The sequence below is a fragment of the Lacrimispora sp. genome, assembly GCF_047605665.1.
Lineage (GTDB): Bacteria > Bacillota > Clostridia > Lachnospirales > Lachnospiraceae > Lacrimispora.
The window spans coordinates 134,752-154,880 of record NZ_JASGFH010000001.1 but is presented as its reverse complement, the minus strand read 5'-3'; the positions used below and the strand labels follow the sequence as shown (position 1 = coordinate 154,880).

General features: G+C 47.9%; 19 protein-coding genes. 17 read left to right on the top strand and 2 right to left on the bottom strand.

What is annotated here, in order from left to right:
- Positions 1-90 precede the first annotated feature (90 nt).
- From QM657_RS00745 to QM657_RS00735, 3 genes are read left to right on the top strand one after another with little or no spacing between them, the layout of a single operon-like run.
- On the top strand, positions 91-1,539 hold the full coding sequence (locus tag QM657_RS00745; RefSeq protein ID WP_415064609.1) for an RsmF rRNA methyltransferase first C-terminal domain-containing protein: 1,449 nt from the start codon (positions 91-93) through the stop codon (positions 1,537-1,539).
- Positions 1,540-1,580: 41 nt separating this feature from the next.
- Positions 1,581-1,850 (top strand): U-box domain-containing protein 56, encoded by a 270-nt coding sequence (locus QM657_RS00740; protein ID WP_415064608.1) that lies wholly within the window; start codon positions 1,581-1,583, stop codon positions 1,848-1,850.
- Positions 1,786-2,718 carry a YitT family protein gene (locus tag QM657_RS00735; RefSeq protein WP_415064607.1) on the top strand — a complete coding sequence of 311 codons (933 nt, stop codon included), beginning with the start codon at positions 1,786-1,788 and terminating at the stop codon, positions 2,716-2,718. Before QM657_RS00740 ends, QM657_RS00735 begins: the two co-directional genes overlap by 65 nt.
- Here the strand turns inward: QM657_RS00735 and QM657_RS00730 are convergent, their stop codons facing one another.
- Entirely contained in the window at positions 2,719-3,963 is a 1,245-nt protein-coding gene (locus QM657_RS00730; protein WP_415064606.1) for a DNA polymerase Y family protein, read from the bottom strand.
- Between the two features lie 193 nt (positions 3,964-4,156).
- Here QM657_RS00730 and QM657_RS00725 point away from each other — a divergent pair, with 193 nt between their 5' ends.
- The 12 genes from QM657_RS00725 to citG all read left to right on the top strand — a co-directional run bounded on the left by QM657_RS00725 (position 4,157) and on the right by citG (position 15,476).
- Positions 4,157-5,428: a serine hydrolase gene (locus QM657_RS00725; protein ID WP_415064605.1), complete on the top strand. Its 1,272-nt coding sequence runs from the start codon at positions 4,157-4,159 to the stop codon at positions 5,426-5,428.
- A 94-nt stretch (positions 5,429-5,522) separates the two neighbouring features.
- Positions 5,523-6,458, top strand: coding sequence for a YitT family protein (locus tag QM657_RS00720; protein ID WP_415064604.1), 936 nt, complete (start codon positions 5,523-5,525; stop codon positions 6,456-6,458).
- 130 nt (positions 6,459-6,588) lie between these two features.
- Positions 6,589-7,155, top strand: coding sequence for a hypothetical protein (locus QM657_RS00715; protein WP_415064603.1), 567 nt, complete (start codon positions 6,589-6,591; stop codon positions 7,153-7,155).
- A 248-nt stretch (positions 7,156-7,403) separates the two neighbouring features.
- Positions 7,404-8,858 carry an acyl-CoA carboxylase subunit beta gene (locus QM657_RS00710; RefSeq protein ID WP_415064602.1) on the top strand — a complete coding sequence of 485 codons (1,455 nt, stop codon included), beginning with the start codon at positions 7,404-7,406 and terminating at the stop codon, positions 8,856-8,858.
- Positions 8,859-8,876: 18 nt separating this feature from the next.
- Entirely contained in the window at positions 8,877-9,254 is a 378-nt protein-coding gene (locus QM657_RS00705; RefSeq protein ID WP_415064601.1) for a hypothetical protein, read from the top strand.
- 21 nt (positions 9,255-9,275) lie between these two features.
- Positions 9,276-9,680, top strand: a complete 405-nt coding sequence (locus QM657_RS00700; protein ID WP_415064600.1) for a biotin/lipoyl-containing protein — start codon at positions 9,276-9,278, stop codon at positions 9,678-9,680.
- A gap of 65 nt (positions 9,681-9,745) precedes the next feature.
- Positions 9,746-11,158 (top strand): oxaloacetate decarboxylase subunit alpha, encoded by a 1,413-nt coding sequence (locus QM657_RS00695; protein ID WP_415064599.1) that lies wholly within the window; start codon positions 9,746-9,748, stop codon positions 11,156-11,158.
- Between the two features lie 33 nt (positions 11,159-11,191).
- Positions 11,192-11,725, top strand: a complete 534-nt coding sequence (citX, locus tag QM657_RS00690) for a citrate lyase holo-[acyl-carrier protein] synthase (protein WP_415064598.1) — start codon at positions 11,192-11,194, stop codon at positions 11,723-11,725.
- 100 nt (positions 11,726-11,825) lie between these two features.
- Positions 11,826-12,125, top strand: coding sequence for a citrate lyase acyl carrier protein (gene citD, locus QM657_RS00685; protein ID WP_415064597.1), 300 nt, complete (start codon positions 11,826-11,828; stop codon positions 12,123-12,125).
- The gene (locus QM657_RS00680; protein ID WP_415064596.1) at positions 12,122-13,021 is read left to right on the top strand and encodes an aldolase/citrate lyase family protein; all 900 of its coding nucleotides are present in this window, start codon (positions 12,122-12,124) and stop codon (positions 13,019-13,021) included. The genes citD and QM657_RS00680 overlap by 4 nt, the downstream gene beginning before the upstream one ends.
- A 1-nt stretch (position 13,022) precedes the next feature.
- Positions 13,023-14,585: a citrate lyase subunit alpha gene (citF, locus tag QM657_RS00675; RefSeq protein WP_415064595.1), complete on the top strand. Its 1,563-nt coding sequence runs from the start codon at positions 13,023-13,025 to the stop codon at positions 14,583-14,585.
- Between the two features lie 3 nt (positions 14,586-14,588).
- Entirely contained in the window at positions 14,589-15,476 is an 888-nt protein-coding gene (gene citG / locus QM657_RS00670) for a triphosphoribosyl-dephospho-CoA synthase CitG (RefSeq protein ID WP_415064594.1), read from the top strand.
- Between the two features lie 15 nt (positions 15,477-15,491).
- Here citG and QM657_RS00665 read toward each other — a convergent pair whose 3' ends face one another.
- Positions 15,492-16,178 carry a response regulator transcription factor gene (locus QM657_RS00665; RefSeq protein WP_415064593.1) on the bottom strand — a complete coding sequence of 229 codons (687 nt, stop codon included), beginning with the start codon at positions 16,176-16,178 and terminating at the stop codon, positions 15,492-15,494.
- A 111-nt stretch (positions 16,179-16,289) separates the two neighbouring features.
- On the opposite strand from QM657_RS00665, the gene QM657_RS00660 reads away from it, so the two are divergent.
- The gene (locus QM657_RS00660) at positions 16,290-18,467 is read left to right on the top strand and encodes an ATP-binding protein (RefSeq protein ID WP_415064592.1); all 2,178 of its coding nucleotides are present in this window, start codon (positions 16,290-16,292) and stop codon (positions 18,465-18,467) included.
- A gap of 151 nt (positions 18,468-18,618) precedes the next feature.
- Complete coding sequence (locus tag QM657_RS00655; RefSeq protein WP_415064591.1) at positions 18,619-20,013, top strand: CitMHS family transporter; 1,395 nt, start codon at positions 18,619-18,621, stop codon at positions 20,011-20,013.
- Positions 20,014-20,129 lie beyond the last annotated feature (116 nt).

Sequence of the window (20,129 nt, the reverse complement as noted above, 5' to 3'; positions counted from 1 at the left end):
TATCAGAGTGAACAAGTGCCCGAAAGAATGCTTTTCTTCCGGGTGCTTTTCCATTTTAGCAGATCGAAATAAAACATTTGAGGAATGACAATGATTCAATTACCACATGGATTTCAGGAAAAAATGAAAGCGCTTTTGGGAGAGGAATACGATTCCTTCATCGAAAGCTATGAAAAGGAACGGGTTCAGGGGCTTCGCATCAATCCCCTGAAGTTTTCCAAGGAGCCCCTGGAGGGCGGTGAAGAATTCGCTTTCCGGGCGCCCTTTGGGTTAAAGAAAATCCCCTGGACGAAAGAAGGCTATTATTACGGAGCAGAGGACAGGCCGGGAAGGCATCCCTACCATGAGGCAGGCCTTTATTACATTCAGGAGCCCAGCGCCATGGCTGTTGTGGAGCTTTTGGACCCTCAGCCGGGGGAAAAGGTGCTGGATTTATGTGCGGCACCTGGTGGAAAGACCACTCATATTGCAGGGCGCATGATGGGGAAGGGATTTCTTTTGAGCAATGAAATACACCCGGCCAGAGCCAAAATCCTTTCCCAGAACGTGGAACGCTTTGGAATCGGAAATGCTGTGGTGTCCAATGAGGACTCCAAAAGCCTTTCCCTCCGCTTTCCTGAGTTTTTTGACCGGATAGCAGTGGATGCCCCCTGTTCCGGGGAGGGGATGTTCCGAAAGGATGAAGCCGCCCGTCTGGAGTGGACACCGGGCCATGTGGAGGTGTGCAGGCTGCGCCAGGAGGAAATCCTTAAAAATGCGGCTGTCATGCTAAAGCCGGGAGGAAGGCTGGTCTATTCCACCTGTACCTTTTCCCCGGAGGAAAACGAACAGGTCATAGAAAGCTTTCTCCTTTCCCATGAGGATTTTTCCATTGAGTATGACGGCCCCAGGCCAGGGCTTTATCCCGGCAGGCCGGAATGGAGTCGCACTGGCATGGCAGAGCTTGAAAAGACCTTTCGCATCTGGCCTCATAAGACAGAAGGGGAGGGCCATTACCTTGCCGTGCTGAAAAAGCAGGACGGGGAGCTTTCTGAAAAAAAGAGGCCCATGCCGAATTATATCGGGGGTAAGGTGAATTTGACCGCAGGGAAAAGAGAGGACCCCCTGGGGGACTTTTTAACGGGCCTTCTGACAGAACCGGAAATTTTCCTTTCCAGGAAGGAATACGTTCTCTTCGGAGACCAGCTTTATTTAATGCCCCCGGAAATGATCGATCCCAAAGGGCTTAAAATCCTCCGCCCCGGACTTCATATGGGAACTGCGAAGAAGAACCGCTTTGAGCCTTCCCATGCCCTCGCCCTTTTCTTAAAAAAGGAGGAAGCACTCCAGTGGATTGAGCTGGCTTCCGGCGGGGAAGAAATTGTTAAGTATTTAACCGGTGAAACCCTTCCCAGGGAAGCGGTCCAAAGCTCCTGTCTGGGAGAAAAGGGCTGGGTCCTGGTAACGGTGGACGGATATTCTACGGGCTTTGCCAAGCTGGCAGGGGGAATCTTAAAAAACCATTATCCCAAAGGCCTGCGCTTAATGGGCGTCCGGTGAGGGCATTTTACATTTTATAAAAGAGAAGAGAGGTCAAGACCATGTTTGATCAGAATATGTATGAGGCAATAGAAGAGGAGTTTGAGAAAAACCGGATTTCAGAGGATGTGGAAGAAGTGCTTCTGGATTTGGCAGAATCCCTTGCAGATCGGGGAATTATGGATAAAGAAGTCCATTTCACGCAATCCTATGGAAAGACCCAGTTGAGCGTCTGGGGAATCTGCTCTGAGGAGGAAGGAGAAATCAATGTCTTTATTAAACGGTTCGGAATCGGAAAAAAAGAATTTGAAATCGAGGATTACTTCCTCTAAATTTGAATATTCTCCTAAGGAGCTTGCTGCGGACCTCTTATGGGACCTGGCAGGAGCGGTTTTCTTCAATGTGGGAATCTATAATTTTGCGCTCCATGCGGAGTTTGCACCTGTTGGAATCTCCGGAGTGGCCCTGATTCTGCGCTATCTCTTCGGCCTTCCCATGGGAATTACCAGCATGATTTTAAATATCCCCATTATTTTAGTCAGCTACCGGCTCCTTGGAAGGCGCTTTCTCCTCCGTTCCGTCAAAAGCATGGTGATCTTTGCCCTTGTTCTGGACTATGTGGTTCCCCTCCTGCCGGTTTATAACGGAAATCCCCTGTATGCTTCCGCATGCACCGGAATTTTCTCAGGCCTGGGCCTTACCATGGTGTACTTACGAAACTGCTCCACAGGCGGTACGGATTTCCTGGTCATGGCAATCAGGAAGCTGTTTCCCCATCTGACCATAGGGCAGATATCCCTTGTGGTGGATTCCATCGTAATCCTGGCAGGAGGGCTGGTATTTAAGAACTTAGATGCGGTCATCCTGGGCCTTCTCTCCTCCATTGTGACGACCATGGCCATCGACAAGATCATGTACGGCCTGGGAGCCGGAAAGCTGGTGTTTGTGGTCACCTCAAAGGAAGAGGAAGTGGCCAGGGGCATCGAGGAGACTACGGGAAGGGGCAGCACCTTTTTAAAGGGCCAGGGCTCTTACTCTCTCGATGAAAAGCACGTTGTCATGTGTGCCTGCAACAACAGCCAGGTGGTTCCCATACGCCGGGCAATCCATGAGGCGGACCCAGGGGCATTTTTGATCATAACCGATTCCAATGAGGTTTACGGGGAAGGATTTAAGGCCATTGACGGCCATTTTATGTGATCATTCCTGCAAATGCTTTGCTTTCCCGGAGGCGTGGTCCACAATGGTATCCTTTTTTAAGAAACTGGCCCTTTTTACGCTGTCAGTGCCGAACTTGCTGCGGATATGGTCCACGGCCTTTTCCATCTCCTTCATTCTGCGGGAATGGTCGGATTCAAAAAGGCTCAATTGTACGCAGCCCTCCTCGGAAATCTTGGTGGTCCGTATGCCCATAAGACGCAAAGGGGTGCGGTCCCAGAACTCTTTTAACAGCTTACAGGAATTTTCATATATGACCGCAGTGGAATCTGTGGGACCGTTTAAAGTCATCTGATGGGACTGGGTGTTAAAATCCCAGTCCTTTATTTCCACGCAGACGCAGTCGCAGACCACGTGATCCATGCGCAGTCTGGCTCCCACGGTTTCGCTTAAGGACAGCAGGACCTGGCAGGCCGTATCAAAGTCATCTATATCCCGTGAAAGGGTGATGCTGTTTCCATAGCCCTTATTCAGAGGCTCCCGTTCTCCTACGGGGGAATTGTCGATTCCGCAGGCATAGCCGTGAATCAGGGAAGCATACTTTTCCCCTAAAATGGGTTTTAAATGGCTGACAGGAAATGCAGCCAGCTCTCCGATGGTGTGGATTCCGATCCCTTCCAGCTTTTTCTGGGCCGAACGCCCTACGAAAAAAAGCTCCCGGATGGGCAGGGGCCACATCTTTTTTTCAATGTCATGGGGAAATAAGGTGTGGCAGAGGTTGGGCTTTTTAAAGTCAGAGGCCATCTTAGCCAGCAGCTTATTGGGGGCAATGCCGATGTTTACCGTAAATTTCAGCTCCCTTTCCACCCGTTCCCTTATCTGCTCCGCAACCTCCAAGGGAGGGCCGAAGAGGTGGATGGTGGAGGACATGTCGAGAAATGCCTCGTCAATGCTGAACTTTTCAATATCAGGGCTGTAATCGGACAAAAGCTTCATCAGCCGGGAGGAGTGCTTCTGATATATGTCAAAGCGGGCGGAAACCGTGGTCAGGGAAGGGCATTTGCGCAGGGCCTGAACCAAAGGCTCTCCGGTGGTGATTCCGTATTTTTTTGCAGGAGTGGATTTTGCCAGGACAATGCCGTGTCTGGAGGCAGCGTCACCGCCCACTGCCGACGGAATGGTGCGCAGGTCCAGGGCAGACGGGTCTTCCTCCAGCCGTTCTACGGACTCCCAGCTCAAATAGGCAGAATTGACATCGATGTGAAAGATCAGGGGTTTTGAAACCATATCCGTCTCTCCTTTCCTTTTCTTTCTATTATACCGAAAATATGTTCGAAAAGCAAATGGTAACTGCTGAGAGCAGGTCTCTTTTTGTTTGCACTTATTTTACCCTCATTATTCTCGCCGTACTGAATTGTTACAGGGAATAATTGAAAAAACAGGCTCATAGGATAAAATAAAGTCACGCAGGAGGCTTTTTATGAGGTATGCCATAGGAATGCTGCTGGCAGCGGCCATTCTTTTCCTCTCTCCTTTACCTGGAAACAGGGCATTTGGTCAGGAACTTAAAAACCAGACGGTTGAAACAAATGATGAATTAAAGCTCTACGCCCAGTCAGCCGTTTTGATGGATGGGGTTACGGGCCGTATTTTATACGGGAAAAACGAAGACCAGATCCGCCCCATGGCCAGCACCACCAAGATCATGACCTGTATTATCGCCCTGGAGTACGGAAATCTGGAAGACAAGGTGACAGCCAGCCAGAATGCGGCATCCCAGCCCAAGGTTCACTTGGGAGTCCGCAAAGGAGAGACATTTCTTTTAAAGGATCTGCTCTACAGCCTGATGCTGGAATCCCACAACGATTCTGCCATGATGATCGCAGAGCACATCGGCGGAAGCAGGGAAGGCTTTGCCGAACTGATGAACCAGAAGGCCAGGGACCTGGGATGTAAAAATACATATTTTATCACCCCCAACGGCCTGGATGCCAGCGAAGAAAAGGAGGGCCAGGTAAAGGCCCATTCCACCACAGCGGCGGATTTGGCCCGCATCATGAATTACTGCATCGGCCAGTCTCCCAGGAAAAAGGAATTTTTGGAGATCACCGGAACTCAAAGTTATTTCTTTCAAAATCAGGAAGGAAAGCGCTCCTTTTCATGCACCAACCACAATGCGCTTTTATCCATGATGAGCGGAGCATTTTCCGGAAAGACAGGTTTTACAGGAGGAGCCGGATATACGTATGTGGGCTCGATTTCAGATGAAGGCAGGACGTATACCATCGCCCTTTTAGGATGCGGCTGGCCGCCTCATAAAACGTATAAGTGGTCAGATGCCAGGAAGCTTTTACAGTACGGAATGGACCGTTTTCACTACAGGGAAGTGTACAAAGAGCCTTCTCTGCCGGACATCGAAGTGAAGGGCGGCATCGCCTCCTCCGGCCGTCTGGAGGACCCGGTGTCAGTTGCCTGCACTCTGGGAGAAGAGGAGAAAAGTTTAAAGCTCCTTCTGGCTGATGAGGAAAAAGTGACGGTGCAGACCCGGATTCAAAAAGAGCTGACAGCCCCTGTATATGAGGGTCAGGCGGTGGGCACCATAGTATACAGGCTCAACGGGGAAGCGGTAAAAACGTATCCGATCTATACGGCCGGGGAAGTGAAGCGTTTGACTCTGCCCTGGTGTGTGAAACGCATTTTAAGCCGCTATCTGACCATGGCCGGGCCGGAAGAGATTCTGCCCGCCGCCTGACGGTAAAATACGAAAGAAAATAGAATTGTGCAAAGCCGCAGTACATGGTATAGTAACATTGTTTGCCAATTGCATGAAAGGAAGATACAAAAGCATGAATATGAAAAAAATAGCAGCAGTGCTTGCAGGAAACACGGTTTATGCCCTGGCCGTATCCCTTTTTATCCTGCCGGGAGGGCTGATCACAGGAGGCACCACAGGACTTGCCATGGCAGCCCGCCATCAGTTCGGCATTCCGGTGGCTGCCTTTGTGGGTGTTTTTAATATCTTGATGTTTATTTCAGGGGCCCTGGTTCTGGGAAAGGGCTTTGCTTTTACCACCATGATCAGCACTTTTTATTATCCCTTCATATTAGGGGTATTTGAAAACCTTCTGGGCGGGACAGCCATAACGGGAGACCCCATGCTGGGCACTGTGTTTTCCGGTCTTTTGCTGGGAGCCGGAATCGGAATGGTGATCCGGGTGGGCGCCTCCACCGGAGGGATGGACATTCCCCCTCTTATATTAAATAAGAAGTGGAACCTTCCCGTCTCCGTGACCATGTCTGTATTTGACTGCATGATTCTCCTTTTGCAGATGATGTTCTCCAATAAGGAGCAGATTCTTTACGGAATTCTTCTGGTGCTGTTATACACCATGGTTTTAGACAAGGTGCTCTTAATCGGCCAGAACCAGATGCAGGTGAAGATCATGAGCGGGCAGTACGAAGCCATCAACCGGGCCATTCAGGTGGAAATGGACCGGGGAACCACTCTTTTGGCCGGAGAGGGCGGGCATTTGAGAAAACCTTCCTATACGGTTCTCACAGTGGTTTCAGGAAGACAGCTTTCCAGGCTCAATGATTTGGTCATGAGCATCGACCCCAGTGCCTTTATGATCATCAACCAGGTCAATGAAGTCCGCGGCAGAGGATTTACCCTCCACAAGGTGAATTTGCCCGTAGGGCAAAGAGAGGGCCCCCTGGGGGGCAAGGTGAATTTGCCCGCAGAGCAAAGAGAGGGCCCCCTGGAAGGGAAAGAATATAAGTGACAGGAAAAACGCCGGATTCTTACAGAAAAGTGACTAAGGTTTACGGTTTTTGAAACCCTATTGACTTGGTATCTTTTCAAATGCTATACTGTGGCCGGACCAGTAAATGGACACAGGGAGGAACCAGAAGATGTTCAGGAAAAAAATTATTTATATTTATTTTGCCATTGCGGCTGCGGCACTCTTTTTGGCCGGCTGCGGTGCTCCTTCTTCGGATGGGGCGGGGGCAGAGACTGGGGCCGTTATGATGGAAAAAGCAGTGACAGAGGAAAATAAAGAAAGTAAAAGTGAAGCTATGGCCGCCGAAGAAACCGGCATGGAAGAAGCCGGGCCAGGGGAAGACGCAGAGACTGAGCGGAAGGAAGACGGGCCGGAGAAAAAGATAGAGGCATTTGCCGAAACGGTTCAGGAGGCTGTGTCGGACCGGGACTTAGAGGCCCTGGGAGACTTACTCTTTTACCCATGCGTATTCATAACCGGGGATGAAGAAACCGTCATCCTGGAGAAAAAAGAAGACCTGCTGAAACAGAATCCCGATATGGTATTCGGAGACGATCTCATGGTTTCCGTAGCCAATGTGGATACGGCCACGTTAAAGGCCGACGGGGAAGGCGTGGTCCTGGGAGAGGGAACATCCGGCATCACTTTTCAGGAAAAGACAGGTTTTGGCTTAAGAATCACAGAAATAAGAGAATAATTTTGTTATATTAAAATGGCAGGAGCTGTGTATTTAGAAAAAGACACGGTTTCCTGCTGTTTTTGGGTTTAAAGTCTTGAAATCTGGTCAAATTAATTATACAATTAAAAAGATGGAAAATGGCGCTGTTTCCCCAGAATCCGACGGAAACAGACGATTCCTTAATAAATTTTAAGGTTCCTTTTTAAGGGGGTTAAGATTCCCCCTGTAAAATATTCCTGAATAAATATAAAAGGGAGGATTGCAAAATGAGTCATTCAATACAAACGCCGGCAAGGGACAGAATCCATACTTTGCTTGATGAGAACAGCTTTGTTGAAGTTGGCGGCTATGTTACCGCAAGGAATACGGACTTTAATATGGCGGAAAAAGAAACTCCTGCTGACGGTGTCATCACCGGCTACGGAACCATCGGAGGCTGCCTTGTCTATGTATACAGCCAGGACGCATCGGTTCTGGGCGGTTCCATAGGTGAGATGCATGCGAAGAAAATCACAAAGCTTTATTCCATGGCAATGAAGATGGGAGCTCCTGTCATCGGTTTGATTGATTGTGCGGGCTTAAGGCTTCAGGAGGCAACCGATGCCTTAAATGGCTTTGGAGAGGTTTATATGAGTCAGACTCTGGCCTCTGGTGTAATTCCTCAGATTGCAGCAATATTCGGAACCTGCGGCGGCGGTATGGCCGTATCCGCAGCAATGGCTGACTTCACCTTTATGGAAACAGGGAGAGGAAAACTGTTTGTCAATTCTCCCAATGCCATCCGTGAAAATAGTGTTGAAACATGCAATACCGCTTCCGCAGCTTTCCAGAGCAGCGAAACAGGAGTGGTGGATTTCACAGGAGAAGAAGGGGATATCTTAAGCGGTATCAGAACCCTCATTTCCATTCTTCCGGCCAACCGGGAAGACGATATGTCATACGGCGAGTGCAATGACGACTTAAACCGTACGTGTTCAGACTTAGAAAACTACATCGGAGACACTGCCATTGCACTGACGAGAATTTCCGACAACCAGTTTTTCTTAGAAGCGAAAAAAGAATACATCCCATCCATGGTAACCGGATTTATCCGTTTAAACGGAGTGACGGTAGGATGTGTTGCCAACAGAACCGAAAGCTATGACGCAGGCGGTTTAAAAACCGGAGAATACGAGGCGCTTTTAAGCCCCAAGGCATGTGAAAAGGCCGCAGAATTCGTTCATTTCTGCGATGCATTTGACATTCCTGTTCTCACCCTGGTAAATGTAAAGGGATACCAGGCCACAAAGTGTTCAGAGAAGCGGATTGCAAAGGCGGCTGCAAAGCTCACTTATGCATTTGCCGACGCAACGGTTCCCAAAGTGACCGTGGTAATCGGACAGGCATTGGGAACAGCATATTTAACCATGAACAGCAAGTCCATCGGCGCAGATGTGGTTTATGCATGGCCGAAAGCCTGCATCGGCACCATGGAACCGACGGAAGCTGCCAAAATCATGTATTCCGATGAGATCGCAAAGTCAGAAGACTCCAAAGCCCTGATCAATGATAAGGCAGAGGATTACAAGACCCTCCAGTCCAGCGCTGTTTCAGCGGCCAGAAGAGGATATGTAGATGATATTATAGACGCAAGTGAGACAAGACCCCGTGTCATTGCTGCATTTGAGATGCTATTCACAAAGAGAGAGGATCGTCCGGCAAAAAAACGTGGCACGATTTAAAAAAGAGGTGACAGGTATATGAAACGGAATCTAAAACGAATTGTACTGGGGCTTATTACGATGCTCTGCCTCTTTTCACTGTCCGGATGCGGTAAGACGGCGGCTGAGTTCCCGACAGGGCTGGCTGTGCTTGTGGGTGCCGGCGTGATTGCTCTCATCATCATCCGTGCCCAGGGAAGCGGATCAGACGAACCGGCTGTCAGGGAAACTGCGCCTGCACCGGCAGCACCTGCAGTTTCGGCTCCTGCACCCCGTGAAGAAGAGGAACTTTTGGATGATCTGGAACTTATGGCAGTGATTACTGCGATTATTATGGCATCTGCAGAGGAGCGGCCCAGCGGCCTGGTTGTCCGTTCTATCAAACGGGCTCCGGCAGGAAACTGGAGAAAATCTTAATCAATCAGGAGGATTAATATCATGAAAAATTATAGAATTACGGTAAATGGAAAAGTTTATGACATAACAGTAGAAGAGGGCGCATTTGCAGGAACTTCTGCACCGGCAGCAGTTTCAGCTCCCGCAGCACCGGCTCCTTTAGCAGCAGCACCGGCCCCGGCGGCCGCACCAGCTCCCGCACCGGCTCCTGCAGCACCGTCAGGCTCACAGGGTTCTGTAACCGTATCAGCACCGATGCCGGGCAAGATTCTCGGAGTCAAAGCCAGCGTGGGACAGGCAGTGAAAAAGGGAGACGTTCTCCTGGTTCTGGAAGCCATGAAGATGGAAAATGAAATCGTATCTCCTTCCGACGGAACAGTTGCCAGCATCAATGTATCAAACGGCGATTCCGTAGACAGCGGCGCAACATTGGCAACATTGAACTAAGGCAGCAGGCGTAGTCCGCGTAAAAGCGGATTACAGTGCAATGACAATAATCAGGAGGTAAGACAATGGCAGAAATAGAGAAAAAGCCGGTTAAGATTGTGGAGACAGCCCTTCGTGACGGTCACCAGTCTTTGCTTGCGACGAGAATGACAACCCAGCAAATGCTTCCCATCATCGAAAAGATGGACAGGGTAGGCTATCATTCAGTGGAGTGCTGGGGCGGTGCAACCTTTGATTCCTGCTTGCGGTTTTTAAAGGAAGATCCATGGGAAAGACTGAGAAAGTTAAAAGATGGATTTAAGAATACAAAGCTTCAGATGCTGCTCCGCGGACAGAATCTTCTGGGCTATAACCACTATTCAGACGATGTAGTGGAGTACTTTGTGCAGAAATCCCTGGCAAACGGCATTGATATCATCCGTATCTTTGACTGCTTAAACGATTTCCGCAACATCAAGACAGCCGTTGACGCCTGTAAAAAGGAAAAAGGCCATGCACAGGTAGCTTTGGGCTACACTTTAGGCGATGCCTATACCTTAGAGTACTGGAAAGACCTTGCAGTCAGGGCGGAAGCCATGGGTGCTGATTCCATCTGCATCAAGGACATGGCAGGACTTCTGACCCCTTATAAGGCAGAGGAAATGGTCCTCATGTTAAAGGAAACTGTAAAGCTTCCCATTGAGGTTCATACCCATTACACTTCCGGCGTCGGTTCCATGACCTACTTAAAGGCAGTGGAAGCCGGATGCGATATCATCGATACCGCCATTTCTCCTCTGGCCCTTGGCACCAGCCAGCCGGCTACTGAGGTTATGGTGGAAACCTTAAAGGGAACTCCATACGACACCGGACTTGATCAGGAACTTCTGTCTGAAGTGAGTGATTACTTCCAGCCAATCCGGGATGAGGCTCTGGCCAGCGGACGTTTAAATCCCAAAGTTCTGGGCGTCAATATCAAGACCCTTTTATACCAGGTTCCCGGAGGCATGCTGTCAAACCTTGTAAACCAGTTAAAGGAAGCAGGCCAGGAAGACAAATATCTGGAAGTTCTGGAGGAGATCCCCAGAGTGAGAAAGGATTTCGGAGAACTGCCTCTCGTTACCCCTTCTTCTCAGATCGTGGGCACTCAGGCCGTTTTAAACGTGATCAGCGGAGAACGCTACAAGATGGTTCCAAAGGAATCCAAAAAGATTTTAATGGGCGAGTTCGGTCAGACCGTAAAGCCCTTTAATCCGGAAATACAGAAAAAAATCATTAAAGACGAAACCCCTATTACCTGCCGTCCCGCTGATTTGATTCCGCCTCAGCTTCCTCAGTTTGAAAAGGAATGCGCACAGTGGAAGCAGCAGGATGAGGACGTATTGTCCTATGCTCTGTTCCCGGTCATTGCCAAAGATTTCTTTGAGTACAGGGCCGCACAGCAGACAGGCGTGGACTCTGCGGCAGCAGACAAGGAAAATAAGGCTTATCCGGTATAACTGGCTGCACCTTTGATTCCAGGGAGGCATCAGATGGAAGAATACGTAACATTGGAAGAAATGCTCTGCTTCCGAGAAGAAAAGGTGAGGATTCAGGAAGAGCTGAGAGACAGGCATCCAGGGGAGACTGTAGTGGCGCTGGGAATGAACATTCCGGGCCCTAAAAAGACCTCCCCTCGTATCCTTCTGGCTTTTGAAGAAGGAGAGAAGACTCTTGCCCGGCTGTTTGCACAAAAAGAGCTGGAGGTATCGGAGGAGGCACAACTAAAGGAAAATGCAGGATACTTGAGGTTTTATTCCGTAAAGTGTCCTGATGCCTTTTTTATAAAAAGCCTGATGATTCAGATTGAAGAATCTCATCCTTTGGGAAGGCTGTTCGATATCGATGTATATGATGCAGACGGAGGAGGAATCGGCAGAGGAGCTCTTGGCACTTCTTCCCGAAGATGCTTAATCTGCGGACAGGATGCAAAGATATGCGGCCGGAGCCGGAACCACGGCATTGAAGAGCTTTATAAGCATGTGGAGAATATGATACGGTTGTGGTTAAAGGAAGAGGCAGATTGAGCATGTCTCTTCCTTAATGAATTTTAAGGTTCTGTTCTCGTTTGTTTAAGATTCTTAGAGTAGAATGGAAGTATATAATAAGAGGGAGGCGTGAGGCAAAATGGAGATTAAAAAACCAGCCATGGCTGGAACGTTAGAGTCCAGCGACTGCCAGGTCACTGTTGAACCTGGAGAAGGCAAAATCAATTTTACGCTGGAAAGCGCAGTAATCAACCAGTTTGGAAACAGTATCCGCAAAGTGGTTATGGAAACCCTTGATAAGTTTGGAGTGGACAATGTCAACATTTCCGTTGTGGACAAGGGTGCTTTGGACTGTACTATTAAGGCCCGTGTGGAAGGTGCTTTATCCCGTTCCACAGACCAGTTTGAAAATGTTCTTTGGGGAGGTGGAAAGCGATGAATTCGAATAAGAAACGGCTCAGAAGAACGATGATGTTTTTAAATGCTCAGAAACCGGGTCTTATCAAAGATCCATACATCTACAAGCCCGATTCCATCATGCTGGACTTAGAGGATGCGGTTGCTGAAAACCAGAAAGACGCTGCCAGATTTTCTCTGTACCACGCTCTCCAGGAGATCGATTACAGAGGCTGCGAGCGTGTAGTCCGTATCAACGGACTGGATACCTCTTACTGGAAAGAGGACATCCGCTGTGCAGTGGCAGGCGGCTGCGATGCCATCCGTCTTCCTAAGACAGAAAACGCTGCCGATATTGTTGCAGTGGAGCAGGAAGTAAAGGCAGCAGAAGCTGATTTTAATGTTCCTGAAGGAAAAACTCTGCTGATGGCAGCTATTGAATCCGCAAGAGGCGTGATGAACGTTCTGGAAATCTGTGAATCTTCCGAGCGTCTGTTTGGAATCGCCCTTTCCGGCGGAGATTATACCAAGGACCTTCAGACTTATATCACCGGTACCGGAGTTGAGCTGATGGGGGCCAGACAAAACATGATCATCGCAGCCAGGGCTGCAGGCGTTCAGTGTTTTGACACGGTCTTTACAGATCTTGACAACATGGAAGGCTTCCGCAAGGAAGTGGAGACCATTCACTTAATGGGCTTTGACGGAAAGTCCATTGTAAATCCAAGACAGATTCCTGTTGTTCACGAAATCTTTACACCAACCCAGAAGGATATTACCTTTGCGGAGAAGGTGGTAAGAGAAATCGATGAGAAAAAGGCACAGGGAATCGGTGTATTTACCGTAGATGGGAAGATGATCGACATTGCATTCTATGACGGGGCTAAGAGAACCATTGACCTGGCTAAGGCCTCCGGCGTATATAAAGGAGATTTGTGATATGATTAATGCAGTAGGGAGAGATATTCCGGAAGAGATCTTAAGGGAAACAGGAAAACAGCCCTTTATGGGAGTTCATCATTTCGATGGACATGAATATAAAAAAGGCAGCCCCACAACAAAGGCTGTAGCTAATTCCAATGGAAGCAAAATCGTAGACAGCATTCGTGAAAGTCTGATCAAGTGCGGAATCAAAGACGGCATGGTTCTCAGCTTTCATCACCATTTCCGTGAGGGCGACTATGTGGTAAACATGGTTATGGAAGAGGTTCATAACCTGGGAATCAAGGACATTACCGTTTGCGCCAGTTCCCTTGGAAAAGCCCATGACAAGCTTTGGGATTACATTGAAGACGGAACCATTACCGAAATTCAGTCCTCAGGCGTGAGAGGAAAGATCGGAAAAGCCATTTCAGAAGGCAAATTAGAGAAGCTTGCCATCATGCGTTCCCACGGCGGCAGGGTTCGTGCTATTGAGTCCGGAGAAGTGAAAATTGACATCGCATTTATCGGCGCTCCTACGTGTGACGACTACGGCAACTGCCGCGGTACAGGCGGAAAGTCAGACTGCGGCGTACTTTCCTACGCAGTAGTGGATTCCGAATACGCTGATAAAGTAGTTGCAATTACCGATTGCCTCGTACCGTTCCCCAACTATCCTGCCCAGATTTCCATGACTAAGGTGGATTATGTGGTGGTAGTTGATGAAATCGGAAACCCGGCAAAGATCGCAACAGGAGCGGCCAAGCCTACCACAGACTTACGCAAGCTCATGATGGCAGATTACTGTACCGAGTTTGTAGTGAACACTCCTTACTTTAAGGATGGTTTCTCTTATCAGACAGGTGTGGGCGGTGCTTCCATCGCTTCTACCATTTCTCTTTCCAAGATCATGGAAGAGAGAAACATCCGTATGGGATTTGGCGTAGGCGGTCTGACAAAGCCTATGGCTGACTTGCTGGCAAATGGCCAGGTAGACGCACTTTTGGATACCCAGGACTTTGACTTAGATGCAGTGAAATCTGTGAGCAATCCGAAACATTACCCCATCAGCGCGAGCGAATATGCCAATCCTTTTAACAAGGGAGCGGTTGTCAACAAGCTGGATTTCGTAATCCTGGCAGCGCTGGAAGTGGATGTGAACTTTAACTGCAACGTGGTGGTAGGGTCTGACGGCGTGGTTACAGGCGCTCAGGGAGGACATCCGGACACTGCGGCAGGAGCTAAGTGTACCATCGTTATCACACCTCTTATCCAGGGAAGAATTCCGGCTGTTTGCACCGATGTAACAACGGTTACCACTCCGGGAGAGTCCATTGACGTGGTCGTTACCGATTACGGCGTTGCGATCAACCCCAGGAGACAGGATTTGATGGAATACGCAAAGAATATGAATCTGCCCTTTAAGACCATGGAAGAGCTGAGAGATATTGCATACTCCATCGTTGGAGAGCCGGAGCCGGTGCAGTTTGAAGATAAGGTCGTCGGCATCATTGAAGGCCGTGACGGAACTATCGTGGACGTGGTCCGTAAAATTAAAAAATTTCAGTTTGCAGAGGAATAAAATATGATGAGCCATTTACAGCCCTATCCGGAGAAGACGATGGAAGAAACGGCTGTCCGGATCGGCAATATGGCTTATAGGGCTTTGCTGGAGGAGGTGTATGCCTCCCCCAAGCCGGGCCTGGTGGATTTGTATTCCACAGGAGCCCATACAGATATGGATGTTTCCACCTTTGAAAAGAGTGGGTTGGCTTTAGAGCCGTATTTTGCGTCTATGGCATTGGAAGGATTGACTTTTTCCGGTACTCCAGAACAGCTTTTCAAGCAGATCCGGAGGATCGGAATTTCGGCTGAAAAGGCCATGTTTGAGGCTACTGAAGGGGTCAATACCCACAAAGGCATGATTTTTCACATGGGAATTCTCGGCGCAGCCGCAGGAGCCTGTATCCGGAACGGCAGGGGGCTGACTCTTGATGCCCTGATTGAGATGGAACAGTCCATGGTGAGGGAAACTCTGATCAAAGAAGTGGAAACCATGCGGGAATTTACCAGTCATGGAGAGAAAAATCTGGAGAAATACGGAACCCTTGGTGCCAGGGGAGAGGCCATAAGCGGTTATGAATCAGTGCGGAATATCTCTCTTCCCATTCTGATGAAGCGGCTTAACGAGGGAAAGGACTGGAATTTAATCAAGCTGGAGGCTCTGTTTTTGCTCATGAGCCAGGTGGACGATTCCAACATCCTTGCAAGACATAATCCCCAGGTTCTTTCTGAGGTCAGAGCCATGGCAGGAGAATTTTTAAACACAACGGGAGTTTACTGCGACAGCAGCATAGAAGTATTAAAGCAGATGGATGGAACATTCATCAGGAGAAATATCAGTGCCGGAGGATGTGCGGATCTTCTGGCTGTGACTATATTTATGGCACAGCTTATCCGTAATCAAGAATAGGAAAAGGCCAGAGGCCTAAGGGATAAACCGGTATCCCAAGCCCCTGACCGTTACGATATGGGCCGGCTTTTGCCGGTCTTCTTCTATTTTCCCGCGCAGACGGTTTATGTACACCATGATGGCGTTATCGTCTACGGCAATGTTATCCCCCCAGACATGTTCGTAAATCATATCTTTTGTAAATACCTGGTTGGGATGTCTTATAAAGAGCAGCATCAGACTGCTTTCCTTTGAGGAAAGGACGATTTCCTCCCCGTTTTTATAAAACCTCATGGAGGAAACGCTGAAGGTAAACGGTCCGGATTCCAGTGTGTCCGAACTGTTTAAAATCTGATTTTTGTTGCGCCGGATCAGGGCTTTGACCTTGGCTCCCAGCACTAAGGGGCGGAAGGGTTTTGTGATGTAGTCATCGGCTCCGAGAGAAAGTCCGTAAAGGGAATCGTAATCTTCATTTCTTCCGCTTACGATCATGACCGGAGTTTGGATGCCCTGGCTCCGCAGCCGTTTGATGACTTCAAAGCCTTCCATATCACCTAACATGACATCCAGAAGAATCAGGTCATAGGAATGATTTTTCAGATGGTTCAGTGCGGCCAGGCCGCTGTCTGCCACAGTGGTTTCCAAGTTATTGCTGTGCATGACCTTTTCCAGTAACTTACACACTGCGGGATCATCATCGACGATTAGTATTTTATCAGGCATAGCATCCTCCAAATGAATATTTCAGCAGAATCTTATTGAAACAACACTGATATTATTATAATATTAAGAGGAAGACAAGTCAATGAGGAAAGGCAAACAAGGGGCAGATTTATGGATGTAAGGAAAGACGCTAAAAAATATACCGTTGTATTTCTATCTGGAATCGCGGCGGCCATGCTGATTATTTTTTCTTATCTGGTATTCAGCACCTGGGAAGAGTATAAAGAAGCGATTATTGATAATCAAAAAAAACAGATGCTTTTGACGACTCAGAGCATGGGGGAGAATTTAAAGGCGTTCATTGAAGGATATCAGGCGGATTTGAATTCTATTTATGCGACAGAGGAAGAAAACTTCAAACAGACAGGGCATAGGGACTGGAATGTTTTGGAGGAGTATGTCAAATACCACGGCCGGTTCGTTTTTGATGTGATTTTGGAGGACAAGGATGGGAAGCTCTTAAAGAGCATCAATGGATATGGAGTGACCAATACCTATTCCGTCACAGAAATCGACCCCCAGACCAGCTTTCGCCAGTGCAAGCTGGAAAACGGAGAGATGTATCTCGTCCTGAGAAAGGCAATTGCGGAAGACAAGTTCATTTCTGTGGTGATCAATGAACGGAATTACTATCAGTCTCTGGTTTCCCATATTCGTCTGGGCACCAATGGCTATATTGTCATAAAGGATTCAGAGGGCATTATTCTGGTTCATCCCCAGGAATCCCAGTGGGGAATTGATGTTATTTCCGGAAGAAAGGAAATGTTTCCGGGCACCGACTTAACCAGTCTGGAAGCCATGATTGAAAAGCAGAATAAGGGAGAATCAGGAGTTTCGGAATACTATTCCTATTGGTGGGCGGAGCCGGGAGTTCCTGAGGTCAAAAAAATAGCTGCATATTCTCCTGCCATTATAGGCAATGGATTTCTGGTGGTCAGTGCGGTTATTGATTATAACGACATTTATATACCGGTGGCAACCGGATTTTTCAAGCTGGGGCTGGTGTTCTTCGGAATTGTGGCAGTCGTTTTGGGGATGGTATTTTACATCAGGCAGTTATGGATGCAGAAAAAAGAGGATACAGAGGAAATCGCCTATTTATGGGAGCTGAATAAGATTTTAGAGGAGATGCACCAGAGCGAGGAGACCATTGCCCACCGGCAGAGGCTGCAGGTTATGGGAACCATGACAGGCGGCATCGCCCATGAATTCAACAATCTTCTGACCCCCATTATGGGCTATGCCCAGCTTTTGATGAGTGATCTGCCTGAAGAGTCGGAGGATTATGACAATGCTCTGGAAATATATGAGGCTTCTGCCAAGGCAAAGGAGATCATTCAGCAGATTTCTTCCCTCAGCAGAAAGAACATGGAGACAGCCTTTAAGGATATTAACGCCGCAAAGGTGCTTCGGAGAGCCATAAAGATGGTGAGCTCTGTCTGCCCCTCCAATGTCCGCATCGAGGATGAAATTTCTTTCATCGATGAGAGCTTTTTGGGAAATGAAACCCAGATGAATCAGGTGATTTTAAATATCTGTGTCAATGCCATCCATGCCGTAGGCCATAAGGAAGGCAGCATTGTAATAGAAGGCAGAAAGGTGGAATCAGAGGAGTTAAACAGATATAAGGCCACCTCTGTTTCGGAAGAATGGAATTATTATCTGCAAATTGATATCCGGGATAATGGAGAAGGCATGAGTGAGGAGGTGCTGGAGCAGATTTTTGATCCGTTTTTTACCACAAAGAAAAACGGAACGGGTACAGGGCTTGGGCTTTCTCTGGTGGAGCAGATCATCCACTCCCACAAGGGCTATATCTTTGCGGAAAGCAGTCCTGGAAAAGGTAGCGTCTTTCATATTTTCCTTCCGGCCAATGAGCAGAAGGAGCAGGAGGGGCACAAGCTGGGAAGCGGAGAAGGCGGCAGCGTCTTAAGGATTATGATTGTAGATGACAATCCAAAGATATTACGGCTTTTGGAACGGAATTTCAGCAAGCTCAATGCCATTCTTCTGCCCTGTATGGATTTTGAGGAGGCCAGAAGGGTGCTGAGGGAGCAGGAGGCGGATGCCATTGTCACGGACCAGTATGTTTCCGGAAAGAGCGGGGCTGATTTCTGCATGTCCTTGAGGGGGCAGTATCCGGAAATTGTCTACATCATTATGGCTGACCGGGTCACAAAAGAGATCGTGGAGGCGAAGCGGAGGAAGATTATCGACGATTATATTGATAAACCGGTCTCTGATACTGCAATCTTAAAGGTTGTTAAAAACTGCCTGGAACGGGCATAATACAAGGGAAAAGCATGAAAAGGATATGAATAAAACAGAAATATTTTAGAAACCTTAAAGAATTTTAAGTATTATTTTATTAGTTTTTAAGAATGAACCTGTATGATGAAACTATAAAAAAATAAATCTCATTAAAAGGGGGATCATTTTTATGATTACTTTACTAGCATGGGCGATGATTATTGTGTTCCTTGTACTTGTCATGGCCAAAAAGTTACACCCATTTACGGCGTTGATCAGCGTGCCGTTAGTGTTTTCTTTAGTCGGTGTTTTCACCGGAGTAATGAGAACACCAATTGCTACATACTTATCAGATCCTAAGAAGGACGTCGTAGTAGCGCCTGAATCCTTATCCATTATGGATCAGATCATCGCGCTGGGCAAGATGTCACAGGATGGACTTGTGAGCAGTGCAAAAACAGCATTCATGCTGCTTTTCGCTATTCTTTTCTTCTCCATCATGCTGAATGCAGGACTCTTTGATCCGGTTGTAAACACCGTTATCAAAATCGCCGGCGGCGACCCTGTAAAGGTACTTGTAGGAACAGCCATCGTAGCTGCAGCAGTTTCCTTAAACGGAGACGGAACAACTACAACATTGATCTGCTGTACCGCATTTATCCCGATTTACAAGAAGCTGAACTTAAAGATGCTTTATTTGGGAACTCTGGTTGTTTTGATGAACACAATCATGAACCTGCTTCCCTGGGGCGGCCCGACAGCTCGTGCTATGGCAGTTATGAATGTAGAAGGCGGCCCTGTTCTCGCTGCTCTTGCTCCTGGTATGGTTGCAGCAGTTGTTTACATGCTGGGCGTAGCATTTTACCTGGGTCTTAAGGAAAGAAAACGTGTAGGTATTCAGACGTTCTCACAGGCTGATCTGGAGAGTGCTACTAAATCTGATCCTGAGGTAGAAGCATTAAAGAGACCAAAACTCATTTGGTTCAACGCAATTTTAACAGTTGGTACTGTAGCAATTCTGGTTATGGATAAAGTTCCTTCTAACTTCCTTTTCCTGGTTGCATTTGTTATCGGTCTTTTGGTAAACTACAAAAAGATCAAAGATCAGAAGAACCGTATTCAGGACAATGCAGGTGATGCTCTTCAGGTTGTTATCCTGGTTATCGCTGCTGGTATGTTCTCCGGATTATTTGGAAAGACTGGTATGAGTGATGCCCTTGCACAGAGTATTATCGCTGTACTTCCTACTTCCCTTGGAAGATGGTGGGGTCTTGTAACTGCTATCGTTTCCGCACCAGGTACATTCTTCTTATCAAACGACGCTTACTATTATGGAATTCTTCCTGTATTTGCAGAAGCAGGAAGGGGATTTGGCTATACAGATTTGAATATGGCAGTTGCTTCCCTTCTTGGTCAGGCATACCATTTGCTCAGCCCGCTTGTAGCATTCATTTACCTGCTGTTAAACTTAACAGGTCTGGAAATGGGCGAGTGGCAGAAAGAATCTGCAAAATGGGCAACCGGAATTTTCATCATTTTCGTTATTGTTTCTGCAATAACAGGAGCGTGCCCGTTATTTATCTAAATGCTGTTATAAGAATATCATGAAAGCCTGTGCCTTTATGGACGGTGCTGACATAAGCACTTTTTATGAGAAGCTGGGATATACCTTTCGGGGTAAAAGACGGCTTCTCATAAGCC